Origin of the sequence: Rhodococcus sp. T9N (assembly GCF_024436645.1) — a bacterium.
GTDB classification, from domain to species: domain Bacteria; phylum Actinomycetota; class Actinomycetes; order Mycobacteriales; family Mycobacteriaceae; genus Rhodococcus_F; species Rhodococcus_F qingshengii.
In genome coordinates, this window is the sequence record NZ_JAMSKS010000001.1 from 606,476 (window position 1) to 620,650 (window position 14,175).

The 14,175-nt window shown below is 62.6% G+C and carries 10 protein-coding genes and 1 pseudogene; 3 read left to right on the top strand and 8 right to left on the bottom strand.

The genetic code is table 11. The features are described from left to right. Positions 1-78 precede the first annotated feature (78 nt). On the top strand, positions 79-1,377 hold the full coding sequence (locus M1L53_RS02875) for a T3SS (YopN, CesT) and YbjN peptide-binding chaperone 1 (protein ID WP_054187243.1): 1,299 nt from the start codon (positions 79-81) through the stop codon (positions 1,375-1,377). A 24-nt stretch (positions 1,378-1,401) separates the two neighbouring features. On the opposite strand, the gene M1L53_RS02880 is transcribed toward M1L53_RS02875, so the two are convergent. From M1L53_RS02880 to M1L53_RS02905, 6 genes are all read right to left on the bottom strand, one after another. Continuing rightward, positions 1,402-3,591, bottom strand: a complete 2,190-nt coding sequence (locus M1L53_RS02880) for a transglycosylase domain-containing protein (protein WP_054187244.1) — start codon at positions 3,589-3,591, stop codon at positions 1,402-1,404. 112 nt (positions 3,592-3,703) lie between these two features. Then, positions 3,704-3,913, bottom strand: a complete 210-nt coding sequence (locus tag M1L53_RS02885; protein ID WP_019746112.1) for a hypothetical protein — start codon at positions 3,911-3,913, stop codon at positions 3,704-3,706. Positions 3,914-3,935: 22 nt separating this feature from the next. Further along, complete coding sequence (locus tag M1L53_RS02890) at positions 3,936-4,772, bottom strand: carbohydrate ABC transporter permease (protein ID WP_003946046.1); 837 nt, start codon at positions 4,770-4,772, stop codon at positions 3,936-3,938. Then, the gene (locus M1L53_RS02895) at positions 4,769-5,944 is read right to left on the bottom strand and encodes a carbohydrate ABC transporter permease (RefSeq protein WP_007735224.1); all 1,176 of its coding nucleotides are present in this window, start codon (positions 5,942-5,944) and stop codon (positions 4,769-4,771) included. Before M1L53_RS02895 ends, M1L53_RS02890 begins: the two co-directional genes overlap by 4 nt. Before the next feature lie 20 nt (positions 5,945-5,964). Beyond that, positions 5,965-7,254 (bottom strand): ABC transporter substrate-binding protein, encoded by a 1,290-nt coding sequence (locus M1L53_RS02900; protein WP_054187245.1) that lies wholly within the window; start codon positions 7,252-7,254, stop codon positions 5,965-5,967. 170 nt (positions 7,255-7,424) lie between these two features. Further along, entirely contained in the window at positions 7,425-8,498 is a 1,074-nt protein-coding gene (locus M1L53_RS02905) for an ABC transporter ATP-binding protein (RefSeq protein ID WP_003946073.1), read from the bottom strand. Positions 8,499-8,612: 114 nt separating this feature from the next. Here M1L53_RS02905 and M1L53_RS02910 point away from each other — a divergent pair, with 114 nt between their 5' ends. Together M1L53_RS02910 and M1L53_RS02915 are read left to right on the top strand one after the other, a co-directional pair. Next, positions 8,613-9,437, top strand: a complete 825-nt coding sequence (locus M1L53_RS02910) for a DUF2786 domain-containing protein (RefSeq protein WP_030537724.1) — start codon at positions 8,613-8,615, stop codon at positions 9,435-9,437. Beyond that, a pseudogene (locus M1L53_RS02915) lies at positions 9,434-9,580 on the top strand (TIGR04338 family metallohydrolase); the annotation flags it as partial. The gene M1L53_RS02910 and the pseudogene M1L53_RS02915, both read left to right, overlap by 4 nt. 37 nt (positions 9,581-9,617) lie before the next feature. On the opposite strand, the gene M1L53_RS02920 reads toward M1L53_RS02915, so the two are convergent. Beyond that, positions 9,618-13,136 (bottom strand): DEAD/DEAH box helicase, encoded by a 3,519-nt coding sequence (locus M1L53_RS02920; protein ID WP_054187246.1) that lies wholly within the window; start codon positions 13,134-13,136, stop codon positions 9,618-9,620. Continuing rightward, a complete protein-coding gene (locus tag M1L53_RS02925; protein WP_054187247.1) occupies positions 13,121-13,810 on the bottom strand; it encodes a hypothetical protein in 690 nt (229 codons plus the stop codon). Before M1L53_RS02925 ends, M1L53_RS02920 begins: the two co-directional genes overlap by 16 nt. Positions 13,811-14,175: the final 365 nt, after the last annotated feature.

A 14,175-nucleotide genomic window follows, 5' to 3' on the forward strand; every position in this document is an offset into this window, starting at 1 on the left:
GTAGGCGGGGTTTGAAAAGCAGGGGTTTCGGCGAGTCGTCGGTAGGGCCCCATGCGCCCCCGGACCAGAGGAGCGACGATGTCGGACAATACTTTCGATCTGGAAATCCTGAGTGCCTGGACTACTTTCGAGACTCATCTCGCTCGCTACATCTCCGTGATGGAGGACGACGACACCCTCGTGGTGGAGTCGCATTACGACAGCATGGACGAACTGGCCGACGCACCCGCGTGCATCCAGTTCTTCGCGTGGAACCAGACCTCCGTGCGCTGTGAAGTTCCTTCCAACAGGTTTCTGCATCCACTGCGCATGCTCGAACCGGAAGACCATTCAGCGCTGCTCGACATGGGGTTCAACGCTCCCGATCTGTGCGAGCACGAACCCGAGGGCAATGGGTCCATGTCCTTCTACATCGACGTCGACCGCGCTCGTCCCGAGGAACTGGTGACAAAGGTGTTGCGCGTATTCCGCGAAATGTGGAGCATTGCGCACCCGTCGTTCCTGCGTGCCAGCACTAGTGGGCGCGAGTCGACGCCGGCGTTCGCCACGACGCCGTCTCACGCTCCCTCGGGTTCGGGCGACATGCTGCGGATCCTGGTCGACGGGGCCGTCGAGCGCCTTCTCGGTCATCCGCCCAAGCGTGACGACGACGGCGATATCCCGCTGGTCCGCGGTGAGCAGATCACCTATGTTCGTGTTCTCGAGGACGACGAGTACGTAGAGGTGTTCTCGCGGGTCGTGCATTCGGTGGAGAACCTCGAGAACGCTGCTGTAATTCTTGCTCAGCTCAATCGGCAATGGCCGACCATCAAGCTCATTCTCGTCGAGCAGAGTGTGCTGGGCGTGGTCCGCGTGGACGGCGCACCCTTCGTCGCCGAGCACCTGCTGCGGGCTCTGCGCTCGTTCGCCGAACTGGCCGAAGCATCCGACGAACTCGCCGAAGAACTGGGCGGGCAACCCATCCGCGCAACCGGAGACACCGCCTTCAACGACGGCATGGCCTCCGAGCACGAAGATCCCGGTGCCGAATACGAGTCACACGAGTGCCACGAATTTCCGCCGGCTCTCATGGCGCTCCTCGAACTCGACGCAGACGGAACGGGCGAGCTCAGCGCCGAAGAGGTTGCCGTGATCTGTGAGCACGACCGCGACACCATTCTCGACTACCTGCGGATCAGCCAGGAGCAGGAGACTGCCTGGCACGAGGCGTTGACCGAGTCCATCCGCCGCAAGGACGACGACACCGACCTGTGTGCGGGCGAGAAGCGCGCGTGGACGCACGCGATCCGCAACCTCAGGCGCGGACTGCGCGTCGTCGTACTGCCCGCCAAGGATGCAGCGCCCACCCAACTCGGTCTCTTCGACGATCAGGCCTGAGAACCGGAAATCGAGCGCTGCTTGTCAGCCCGGTAGTGGGATGACGATGCCCGGCAGGATCTCGATCTGACGCGGCAACTGGGGGAGCGGCGGCACTTCGATCGGCGGTAGGCCGGGCACCTCGATGGGCGCCGGGGGAGCGACCGCGCCCGTCGTGGGCGTGCCCGTCCCGTCCCCCGAGGTCACGCCGGAGTTCGCGGGAACGCCGGCCTGCCCGCCGATGGGGTCCGGCCACGGGAAGCTCTCCCAGTCGGATCCCTTCAGCGCGCCGTCCATCGTGCTCTTCCAGATGTCCGCAGGCACTCCGGAGCCGTAGATCAAACCACCGTAGGAGTTGGTGATGGCCTGAGCGTCGGAAGTTCCGATCCACACCGCGGTGGACAGCGACGGCGTGTAACCGACCATCCACGCATCCTTGTTCTGCCCCGTGTCACCCAACTGCGCGGTGCCGGTCTTGGCAGCAGACGGGCGTCCACCGGCAAGCGCGTGACCGTTCGAGTACGACGCGATCGGGAGCATTGCCTGCGTGACGTTGTCGGCAACGGCAGCATCGAGACGACGCTCACCGGGAGAGACCGGGCGATCGAGCAGGACTTCACCTTCGGCCGTCACGACCTTCCGGATGAAGTGCGGCTGCTGGTACACACCGGAATTGGCGAGCGTCGCGTAAGCGGACGCCATGTCGATAACGCGAGACTGATATTGGCCGAGCACGATTCCGTTCTCCGGCGGACCACCCTCCTGTGTGAGCGTCGGGTAGTCGAGTCCGGGAATGTGCTCGGGGATGCCGGCCAGGTGGGCGGCGTCGGCGATCTTCTGGGGACCGTTCTCCATCGAGAGCATCAACCGGTAGAAGCTGGTGTTCAGCGAACGCTTGAGTGCCTCGGCGATGGTGCATCGACCACAGGATTCACCGCCGACGTTTCCGATGGTCACGCCGTTGATCGTGAGCGGTGAACTGTCGAACCGTGCGGACAGCGGAATGTCTTCCATCAATGCTGCGACCAGACCGAAGACCTTGAACGCTGAACCGGTCTGCAGCGGCGCCTGGGCGTAGTCGAAGCCGGCTCCGTCGTCACCGCCGTAATAGGCGTCGACGCCACCGGTCTTGGGGTCGATGGACACTACTGCGGTCCGCAGGTCTTCCGGCTCGCCCTCGAGATTCCGCCTGACGGCGTTCAGCGCAGCTTCCTGCGCAACCGGGTCGATGGTCGTCGTGATCTGCAGACCAGCGGTGTTCAGCGTCTGATCGCTGATACCGGCCTCGGCCAGTTCCTTGAGTACCTGGGTCTTGATGTGGCCTTCGGGTCCTGGCGCCTGGTTCAGATCGGTCGGCCGATTGGCGGGGGCGACGGCCGGGAACTGCATCGCGTCGCGATCCGTCTTGGTCAGGCTGCCCAGTTCCACCATGCCGTTGAGAACGTAGTCCCAGCGCGCTTGCAGCGCGGACAGATTGGTCTCGGGGTCCAGGAACGACGGGCTCTGGATGACGGACGCGAGAACTGCGCCTTCCTCGACGCTCAGCTCACTGACCGGCTTGTCGAAGTACGCGTTCGACGCGGCGGCGATGCCGTACGCACCGCGACCGAAGTAGATGGTGTTGAGATACGCGGCAAGAATGTCGTCCTTGGACCATTCGCGCGCCATCTTGGCGGAGATGACGAGCTCACGCAGCTTCCTGTCGATACTGCGCTTGTCACCGACCAAGACGTTCTTCACGTATTGCTGAGTGATCGTCGAGCCACCGCCGGCACTTTCCTTGCCCATCACGTTGTCGCGGGCAGCGCGAGCAAATCCGGAGATCGAGAACCCGGGGTTGGTGTAGAAGTTACGATCCTCCGCCGAGAGCACCGAATCGCGGACGTGAATCGGGATGGCCGACAACGCGACCTCGGTCCGGTTTCCCTCCGGCGGCACTACCTTGCCGAGCACGGTCGTGCCGTCGGCCATGTAGATGGTGGACACCTGATTGGTCTGCATGTCAGAGGGGCGCGGGACGTCGGTCCGGCTGTACGCGACAGCAAAAACCGACGCGGGCACGATGACCATCAGGAGCACGAGCACGTAGATGGTCCGCCGGACGTACCGCCACTTCGAGCGCTGCTTTTTCGCGGGCTTGGCCGACTTGTTCGACCGGGGCGAATTAGCCGACTTGCCCGATCGAGCCGACGACTGATCGCCACCCGTCGCACTCGATCTGTTCGATGGACTCACTCAACACTCCCGGTCGTGGATCCGGACTTACCGGCACCATTCCACCAGGGTGATATCTCGATCAGATAACTCCCGGCAACTGCGATACCGAAATGTCACCCTACCGGGCTGGCTACTCGCGACGTTCTGCTCGGACCGCGTTCCGATATCCGCGGAACGCGAGCCCGAGAGCGACGACGCAACCGAGCAGCACCAAAGACGGCATCACGCCGGGGTCTCCCTTGACGATCGCGACCACAGCGCCGATCAACGCCATGAGGGCGAAGACCGAGATGAAGCCGGCAATCAGCTCCATACGCTGGGCGCGCGAAGCCCGCCTCATCGAAACCGTGCGCAAGCGCGCATCACGACTTGACGCCGCCTGCGGTCAGACCGGCGATGATGCGTCGCTGGAAGATGAGAACCATGATGACCAGCGGGACCATCACGAGGGTTCCGCCGGCCATGATCGAGGTGTACGGCGTGACGAATGGGTCCGTTCCGGAGAACTTGGCCATCGCCACGGTGACGGGTGCGGTCTTGTCACTCGAGAGTTGGAGCGAGAGCAGGTACTCGTTGACCGTTGCGATGAAGGCGAGGATCGCGGTGGTGAACAGTGCCGGCGCGGCGAGCGGAAGCATGATCAGACGGAAGGCCTGGCCACGGGTGGCGCCGTCAATACGCGCCGCCTCTTCGAGCTCCCACGGAAGCTCGGAGAAGAACGACGTCAGCGTATAGACCGTCAGCGGCAGCACGAACGAGATGTTCGGGATGATCAGCGCTTTGTAGCTGCCGATCCAGCCGATGTCGGTGAACAACTGGAACAGCGGGGTCACGAGGGCGACGACCGGAAACATGGACGCGCCGAGGATGATTCCGGTGACGAAGTATTTGCCACGGAAATCGAAACGCGAGAGCGCGTACGCCGTGAACACGCCGATGACCAAGGCGATCAGCGTGGTCGCGCCCGCGATGATGAGGCTGTTCATCAGTGCACGGGTGAAGTTCACCTTGGCATCGGGATCGAGCGCCGCGGTGAAGTTGGACAGAGTGAGATTGGTGGGCCACAGCGACGTCGAGAACGTGTCCGCGGGGTCGCGCAGCGCCGTCACGATCATCCAGTAGCAGGGAGCGAGTCCCCACACGATGATCAGTACGACGCCGATGTAGGTGCCGATCTTGCCGCGTAGTGCCTTGTTCATACCGGCTCCCCCTTCCGCTGCTTTTCCTGCGTGCTGACCGCATTGGCTCCGAGGAATCGGACCAGGATGAAGGCCACAGCGAAGATGATGAGGAACGTGATGGTGGACAGTGCCGACGCCGAATTGGCGCCGACGCGCATCTGATCGACCACCAGAACCGAGATGGTGGAGGTGGCGGGATTGGATCCCATCATGATCGCGGGCAGGTCGTACATGCGCAGCGCGTCCATCGTGCGGAAGAGCACCGCCACCATGAGTGCGGGCTTGACCAGCGGAAGCGTGATCATGCGGAACCGCTGCCACGCCGTCGCACCGTCGACCTTGGCGGCCTCGTAGACGTCGGCGGGAATCATCTGAAGACCCGCGAGGATCAGCAACGCCATGAACGGCGCGGTCTTCCAGACGTCGGCGACGACGATCGCGAATCGCGCCGGCCAGGGGTCCGCCGTCCACAGGATGTTGGTGCCGAGGATCTTGTTGGCAATGCCGTCGTTGGCGAAGATGAAGAACCAGAGCTTCGCGGTGACGGCGGTGGGGATGGCCCAGGGAATCAGCACGGAAGCGCGGAGCAAACCGCGTCCGCGGAACGTCTTGGCCATGATCAACGCCATCGACAGACCGATCACCGTCTCGAGCAGGACGGTGACGACGGTGAAGCCGAACGTATTTCCGATCGACTGCCAGAACTGCGATCCGAGTGTGCCGGGCGGGCAGGGAATCGAGCCGTTGGCGGTGTTGCAGGACTGGGTGATCCAGTTCTTGTAGTTGTCGAACCACGTGAACTGACCGGTGACGAACATGCCGGTCTCGGGATCGAGCTTCTTGCCGTCGCTGTGCATCGACATCCAGATCGCTCGTCCGAGCGGATACAGAATGATGACGGCGAGAACGATCAGCGACGGTGCGACGAACGCCCACACCGGAACTCGTCGACGCTTCTTCGGCTTGTCCGCCGACGCAGGCGGGGGCGAGGTCGGCGGGGGTGGAGTAGCTGCAAGGTCAGGCAGAACCTTGGTCAGGGATGTCCCTGCTGCCTCGGATGCCGACGGCTCTTCTAGCGGTTCCGGTGCACGGTGTCTCCCACCAACGCCCGAACGGTCGGGACCGGTTGAACCGGCCCCGACCGTGGGGTTGGTAGGCACAGCCGCGGAAGGATCCTGCGGTTCTGCCATTGCTTATTGCTCCTGGTAGATCAGTTACCGGCGGTTTCGATGCCGGCCTTGGTGTCCGCCAAAGCCTGCTCGACGGTCTTCTCGCCGCGAATAGCAGCGTAGGTGTTGTCGGAGATCGACTTCGACACCTGCGTGTAGTACGGCGTGACGGGGCGCGGCTGAGCGGTGGCGAGTGCTTCCTTCAGGGTCGCGAAGTACGGGAACTGAGCGAGCACTGCCGGATCGTCGTAGACAGCCGAGAGGACGGGTGCGCCGCCGACCTCGGTGAAGTACGTCTGCGACTTCTTGGTCTGCATGAACTCGAGGAAGTCACGAGCCGTGGCGGGTGCGTCCGAGTACGCGCTGATGCCGACGTTGTAGCCGCCGACGGTCGAAGCGCCCGGTCCGTCGACACCCGGAAGAACGGTGTAGCCGTACTTGCCGGCAACCGAGGTCTTCTCACCGTCGACCGAGAAGCCGGACCACGTGCGCATGAAGAGTGCCTTGCCGTCGCCGAACGCGGTCTGCGACTCGCCCTCGGAGTAGGTCAGCGCTTCCTGCGGGATCGTGTTGTCGGCGAAGTTGTCGACGATCGACTGAACGCCTGCCTTTGTCTTGTCGTCGATGGCCGGGGTGAGTCCGTCCGGGCCGACCCACGGGCCGTCGAAGGCGTTGGTGATCTCGGTGGTGTTGACCGTCAGGCCCTCGTAGTTCTTGAACTGACCGATGTAGCAGGAGATGCCGGCTTCGACAGCCTTCGGGCAGTTTTCCTTGAGCTCGGCCCACGTGGTGGGGGCCTTCTCGACGAGGTCCTTGCGGTAGTACAGGAACGCTGCGTTGGTGTTCTTCGGCGCTGCGTAGAGTTTGCCGTTGTAGGTACCCGAAGCGACGGTCGACGGCAGGAGGCCGGACTCGTCGATCGCGAGGTCACCCTCGAGCGGCAGCAGCCAACCGTTTGCAGCGAACTGGGCGGTGTTGACGACGTCGACGCCGATGAGGTCGTACTCGTCGCTCTTGGCCTGCATGCGCTGGGTGATGTCGTCGACCTGCGCGTTGGCTTCCTTCGCCAGCGGCTTGAGCGTGACCTTCTCGTCCGGATGCTCGGCATTCCAGTCGGAGATGATGTTTTCGAGCGCCTCGTTCAGGGCATCCTGCCCCTCGACGATCGTGATGGGTCCGCGGCCTTCGCTCGAGGACGATCCCCCGGATGCGGCCGTGGTGCTGGTTCCGCTGTCCTTGTCCGAATCGGACGAACAGCCTGCCAGTACCAGCATGGACGCTGCCGTGGCTGCAATTACAGCGCGGCGCATCGCCTTCGAGTTCAGAACCATGGATTCGCTCCCCGTATGTGTATGACAAATAGACGGTCACCGAGAGCCTGCTCACGGCATGCGCCATGAGTGCCGGCTCCCGGCATCGGCCCCTACTGTGGCACGAGACACCCGTACTTGTGGGTATTACGCCGAACCTGAATCGGTCATGTGTCGTTTGACAGGTCGACCTAACCCAGGCGACGCCCGTCGGTGGTGGCAAAAATGTGCACCTTCTCGGGGTCGACGCGCAGGTTGACGCGCTCGCCCTTCTGCGGCGGATTGCGCCAGTCACCACGCGAGACGATCTGCTGCAACCGTCCGCCGATCGTGGTCCGGCCGTAGACGTAGGCGTCCGAGCCCAGTTCCTCGACGACGTCGACCTCCATCGGCAGGCCTTCGGCGGCGATCTCGAGGTGCTCGGGGCGAATACCCAGAACAACCTCGGTTTCGACGACGCCGTTCATCGTCTCGCGCGGAACCGGAACGATCCCGTCACCGAATGCGACGCCGCCGTCGACGACGGGGAGGGTGAAGAGGTTCATCGCGGGCGAACCCATGAAGCCGGCGACGAAGACGTTCTTCGGCTTGTTGTACAGCTCGCGCGGCGAGGCGCACTGCTGCAGGATTCCCTTTTCGAGGACGGCGACGCGGTCACCCATCGTCATGGCCTCGACCTGGTCGTGGGTCACGTAAACCATCGTCGTCGCGAGGCGTCGTTGCAGCTGAGCGATCTGCGTACGTGTCTGCACACGGAGTTTCGCGTCGAGGTTCGAGAGCGGCTCGTCCATCAGGAAGACCTGCGGCTGGCGAACGATGGCGCGGCCCATCGCCACTCGCTGACGCTGGCCACCGGACAGCGCCTTGGGCTTGCGATCGAGGTACGGCTCGAGATCGAGCATCTTCGCGACCTCTTCGACGCGGGCGCGGATCTCCGTCTTGTTGGTTCCGGCGAGCTTGAGCGCAAAACCCATGTTCTCGGCCACCGACATGTGCGGGTACAGCGCGTAGTTCTGGAAGACCATCGCGATGTCGCGCTCTTTCGGCTCCTGACCGGTGACGTCGCGGTCGCCGATGAGGATGCGTCCGCTGTGGACGTCTTCGAGCCCGGCGAGCATGCGCAGGGTGGTCGACTTTCCGCAGCCGGAGGGTCCGACGAGGACGAGGAACTCGCCGTCCTCGATCTCGAGGTCGAGCTTGTCCACTGCCGGAGTGTTCGATCCGGGGAACAGGCAGGTGGTGCTCTCGAAAGTCACTGAAGCCATGACGGGGTTGATCCCTTCTACCGGCAGGAACGTGCCGGACGATCCAAGTCGAGGGTGAGCGTGTGCGCTAGCAGCATAAACGTCCGTGTCGGCGCCCGAGCGTAGTCTTTCACGGTGAGTTCGGAGAAGATGCTGACCCGCATCGGTGCGCTGCTTCGCCAAGCGGAGTCCACCGACAATCCACACGAAGGTGAAGCCTTCATGGCTGCCGCTCAGCGGTTGGCCACCAGTTCCGCGATCGACCTGGCGGTCGCGCGTGCGCATACCGCGTCTTCGGAAAAGCGTGCGACGCCCACTCAACGGCTCATCACCATCGGCGAACCGGGCAAGCGCGGACTGCGAACGTACGCCCAGTTGTTCATCGCGATCGCCGCTGCCAACGACGTGCAATGCGACATCGCGCAGACGTCGGCCGTAATTTATGCCTACGGCTTCGCCGGCGACATCGACGTGTGCGAGGCCCTGTATTCGAGCCTGCTCTTCCAGATGGTGCGTGACTCCGATGCGTACGTGCGTTCCGGGGCGTACCGCGGCGAAACGTCCGTGCGGACCGTCGTCGAAACTCGTGGACGACGACGCGTCAGCACGCAGGTCCGCAAGCCGGTGGCCGGAGTGACGGCGCGCTTGAACTTCCAGATGGCGTACGCGTCCCGCATCGGCGCTCGGTTGGCCGAGACGAAGCAGGAGACGGAGAAGACCGCGATCGCAGAATCTGCCACGTCGTCTTCCGAAACCGCACTCGTGCTGCGTAACAAGGAAATCGAGCTGAAGGACTACTACTCGTCCAACTCCAAAGCGCGTGGGACGTGGCGGGGCGGCGGCCGCGCAAGCGCCGGGCATTCCTCACATGCTCGACGAGCGGGTGATCGGGCTGCGCGCTCCGCACGTCTGGGGAACCTTCCGGAGATCGGCGGGGTGCGCGGGCAGCTCGACTCGTGAGGGATAAGCAGCGGAGCGCCGTTTACGAGGCAGAGACGTTGGTACGCACCATGTTCGATCGCGCCGACGAGCGCGGGCTTCGGAGCGTCGAAGTCATGGGTTCCACCATCACCCTGCCGGTCGAGCGCAAATTCGGTTCCGTGTAGGCGTCTTGCGCACGCGTCACAGACCCTCGACTAGCTAGGAGAAAAGGAGTTGACCTGTCGCTGCGCGCTTCATAGTCACCGTTGCGTTCTCAAGGCTGAAGTCGAGCAGCAGGCCGCTGTCGAGAACTGCCGCGACGCCCGCATGATCGCGCGCGACGATGACACCAAGAAACGCACGATCCTCAGTCAAGACCTGAATCTCGTCGTCGTCTGTCGAGGCAACGACCATCACGGGAACGGCCTCAGCGTCCGACCCCCCAACAGGGCCGCTACTTGCGAGACGAACTTCCGCAGTGGAGGACCCAGTCGCCATCATCTCGCCAAGCTTGTGCCGGCCTCTGCCTTGTACGTACTGCAGCAGGTCGAGTATGTCCGTTGGCGTCGCCCGGAGGTCATCGCGCCAACCGCGAATATGCTGTTCGCTCAGATGAGCACGCAAGCCCTCCTCATCCAAGTCGCGTTCTTGTGCGATCTTGCCTATGTTGCGGGCCAGGCTCCGGGACTTGACGTCCCGTATTAGTAGATCTATTGCGGTGGGGGTGTCGACGCCATATCGAAGGTGGGCTGCGGTACCCGTGCACAGCTGAGCCAAGCTTAAACGTGATAGCAGGATGTCGTTCGCTTGAGCGATGACAAGACCGACAGTCCACGACAGATAGTGCTGCATCCCCTCGCTAATTGCGTCGACCATTTGTTCAAGTCGGAACGCTGGGTCCGCTACCTCGGCCAGGTGGGTGTCGGCGAGGTCAGTGAGTTCACCACCGGCGATCCAGTCACGAACGACTGCGTCGGTGGCAACCTCTGTAAGAGTCCCTTTTGGCGAAACTCGAAACCTCCAGCAATTCCCCCGCTCCGGCAATTGCAGCAGCTTGGTGTACACGTCTTGCTTAGTAAGGATGTCGAGAGTCTGTTCGAGCGTCAGTTCGTCGAAGCCATCGAGGAGTTGCACTTGGTCGGCGAGAGCCGAAGCGATGGCCTCGATCGCCTCTGCTGATCCCAGGCTCGTCCCCGCCTGCGCCCATCGGCGGCGGGAAGCTGGGGGTGTCTGTGCGTAACGGTCGGCGACTACATCGGCGATTCTTAACCACCGTGCCTTCAGGTCGTCGGGTAACTGGGTGAACGCGAACAGTCGCGTGACGACATCTCGCCACGTGCGGGTATTGCTGAGGGCGGGGACGTGATCCAGTGCGTGAAGAATGAACCAGACGTAGTTGACGAACCCTCCGCTCGCACGGTCCGGAGGGAGTTGCAGAATCGCGTCTTGCGTCTGAGCCATCAATTCTTCTGCCTCGGCGAGTGCAGTAAGGGCAGTGTCGTGGGTCAGGCTCGAACGCACTTCTAGGTCGCTCGGTGCGGGCGTCAATCGGTCGAAGTCGGCGCCTTCCAGTGCCTTTTGCAGTGCGAGCACAATCCAGCCCTCGGACTCTTTGCCCGCGCGACCGGCGCGTCCGACGGCATTGAGTAGCTGCGCGGCGGACATGCGTTGACCGGGGTCTTGTCCGTCGTACTCGGTTGTCGCGATCACGACTGTTCGGACCGGAAGATTGACACCGTCGGTGAGAGTGCTCGTCGCAACTACGGCCTTGATCGTTTCGCTGCGGATCGCGTCTTCGACGGCTTCCTGCACTTCCACGGGCAGCCCGGCGTGGTGGTAGGCGACGCCTTTGCGGACACAGTCGATCAGAGGGTGGTTGAAACCGAGCCGCGCGGCCAGAGAATCAGCCAGGCCCTGCGAGCGTGGGTCGTCTTCCAACTCAGCTGCCATGACCTTGGCAGCGTTGCGTGCGATGGGGCGTTGAGAGACCACCATTAGTAGGCTGCCTGCCCGAAGCAGCAGCGTGGCCATCCTGGCCGTCGTCTCGTACGCGAGCGATGTATTGCCCTTCCCAGCTTTGCGCTTGTTGTCTGCACCGATGACGAGATGACCGATTGGAGTGTCATTGCTGGTGACCAGGTGCTGCTCAGTTGCGCGTGTCGGGCGGACCGCGAGGTGAGCACGCAGGTCGTATCGTGTTTTGTCTTGCGCGCCACGACTACCTGCGACGACTGTTCTGCTCTCCTCAATCTTGTCTGTGGTAGCGAGGATGTGTAGCCGCCGTGGCGCGCGCCATTCATGAGTGAACAGCACCTCTCCCTGTCCAGCCGAAGTCCATGCAGCAAGGGAAGCGGCGTTGCCCATGACACCGGAGAGCAACATCAGACGTGCGCCGCTGGCGTCCAGTAGGGTCAACAGCCCTTCGAGGAGCAGTCCGCGACCCCCTGATTGAGCGATCAGGTGCGCTTCGTCGATGATGAATAGGCTGAACCGGCTCAGGGTCTCCTGCGGCGACTGCCGCAGCGCGTTCATGAGTCGCTCGGGCGTCATCACTTCGACGTGAGGCAGTTGGCCGGAGACCCCGTTTGCGTCCTCTTGGTCGGTGCCGTCGGAATGCTGGGTACCGAAGCCGTCTGGAAGGTCTGCGCCGAGTTGCCGGTCCAGGTAGCTCAGTCGGGACTTGAGCGTCTGGCGCATCTCCCGGCCAAGGCTGCGGAGCGGCGTCACGTAACAGACACCCCGGTCGTCTTGCGCCGTGTGCGCACAGATGATCATCTGCGCGAGAAGTGTCTTTCCAGCGCTGGTCGGGACCGATACGAGAAGTCTTGATGTCATCTGGTTCAGCGGGCTCATGGTCGGGTGGGCGATGAGGGCGCCCTGCGGCGGCCAGAGCGTCAGGACCGGCTGCCGACTTAGCGTGAACGCCTGCTTTACGGCTGGGGGAACGTCTAGGGGAAGCACGGCCCAGATGCTGCTCTCGCTGATGCCGTCTGCCAACGCTAGTAGGTGTCCAGCAACCCAGCGGGTATCCACGTCGCTGAGACCAACCTCGTTGCGGACAACGCGCAGCAAGTGGACGCGAGCAGCTTCGAGCGCATCGGCATCGCCTTCACGTAAGTATCTGGCTAAATCCGCGATACCGCGTAGTAGCCGGTGCGTCGGACCGAACATGGTCCCGTCAAGGTTGTCGAGTTGAGCGCCGCGGGTTAACGCAGCGGCGGCATTCGCCCAAGTGCGTAGCTGCCGGTTCAGCGCTGTCATGTCGAGGCCGAGAAAGAGAATCCCAGCGTGTAAGGCGACGTCCGCGCCGTCCGTGAACTCGACTGGCTGGTTCAGGGCATCCCGGATCTTGCGATGGATAGCACCAGCGTTCGGACTCTCTTCTGCGCGGTGGTATCCGACCTGCGCAGCGAAGGCTGTAGCCCGGTGGACTTGGCTCGTCTCTGTGGGGTCCTCCATGAGGAGGTCAAGGACGTGAGCACTGACGGCAAAGGCACGGCGACGTTGTTCGACTGGGTACCGCGAGATGTCGGCCGTCGATGCGATCCCATGTAGATACCAAGCGGAACGTCGCAACGGTGAGACGTTCGCGCGGAATCCTGTCTCGGTGAGTCCTCGGACAAGTTCGATCTCAAGTTCGGCGAGGAGGGCGGTCAACTCGTCGACGGTGGGGAGCTCGCTGAGGTGTAGTTCACCGAACGCGCCCGCGATGTGGTCTGCGGCTAGAGCGCGGTCCACGCGTATCTCCTCACCAAGGTCGCGATCTCGATATAGGAATCAATGCTGGTGGCAAGGCCGCGGAGTTGGCCCGGCTTGCTGAGCAAAGGTAGCTTCACCGCCATTTTCTTAAATGGCATCGTGGGTAACGGCTTGTGCGTCGAGATCGTTACACCAGCGCCGACGAGTTCGTCACCTTGAAGCCATGCCGCGGGGAGGCTCGTGACCAGAGCCATTACTTCATCGGAGGTGTCGCTCGAGGCCTGTCCGTACGTGCCGACAATCTTGCCGACGTATCGCTGGCCGCTCACGGCAAGCTGCTCATACGCTTTGTTCAGACTCGTGGACAGCGACGCAGTACCCGTGTTCTTCTTGCTCTCCCAGAGCCGAAACCGAAGGTCGCCAGTGCTCGTTTCGTAAATCGAAAAACCGTCTGCTCCTGCGTCAGTAACATCGCCCTTCGGGTCAAGTTGCACTCGTACGGCGGAGTTGTCTTTCGTCAACAGGTGCCAGAGCCACTCGCCAACATGGCCGTGTAGGTGGTCCTCGTTTCTTTGTGCCTGGGGTAATCCGAAGACCGGCTCGATGAACGACGCGATGATGGGATTCGACAGTGGTGGGATCTTGGTGCCAGCCAATGTGTGCTGGCGCCATGTGTCGTGTAGTTGAGTGGCGGGACCAAAGCGGGCCTTCATAATCGTGTCAATCAGTATCCACGCGAGAGCGCCACCCTCCTCCGGGGCGAGGTTTACCGCGACGTGCGAACTCCACTCACATTTAGCCGCAACTGCGGACCCGTCGTGAAATGTTCTTGGAAGGTAGTCATGGACTGCTAGACGTTTGTTGGTGCGAGCGAACTCCTCTGATTGTGCAGCTGTAGGCCCTACTGGGACGGGGCCAGTCGGCGGTCCTCCAGGCCCGGAGGATGCCTTCACGAGAGATCGCTCCTTGTTTTCGTCAGGGATTGCCGCACTGGATCGACAACGAGCGAACGTCCCTGTGCGTGATGCAAGTTTCGGGGAGTCGTGGTCACTGTCCGATTATCACGTATGAAAGTGTC

Bases quoted from the DNA above. Each gene is read 5' to 3' on its own strand.
- M1L53_RS02895 (WP_007735224.1), bottom strand. From the start codon at position 5,944: ATGGCAGAACCGCAGGATCCTTCCGCGGCTGTGCCTACCAACCCCACG.
- M1L53_RS02925 (WP_054187247.1), bottom strand. From the start codon at position 13,810: ATGAAGGCCCGCTTTGGTCCCGCCACTCAACTACACGACACATGGCGC.
- M1L53_RS02905 (WP_003946073.1), bottom strand. From the start codon at position 8,498: ATGGCTTCAGTGACTTTCGAGAGCACCACCTGCCTGTTCCCCGGATCG.
- M1L53_RS02890 (WP_003946046.1), bottom strand. From the start codon at position 4,772: ATGAACAAGGCACTACGCGGCAAGATCGGCACCTACATCGGCGTCGTA.
- M1L53_RS02875 (WP_054187243.1), top strand. From the start codon at position 79: ATGTCGGACAATACTTTCGATCTGGAAATCCTGAGTGCCTGGACTACT.
- M1L53_RS02900 (WP_054187245.1), bottom strand. From the start codon at position 7,254: ATGGTTCTGAACTCGAAGGCGATGCGCCGCGCTGTAATTGCAGCCACG.
- M1L53_RS02885 (WP_019746112.1), bottom strand. From the start codon at position 3,913: ATGAGGCGGGCTTCGCGCGCCCAGCGTATGGAGCTGATTGCCGGCTTC.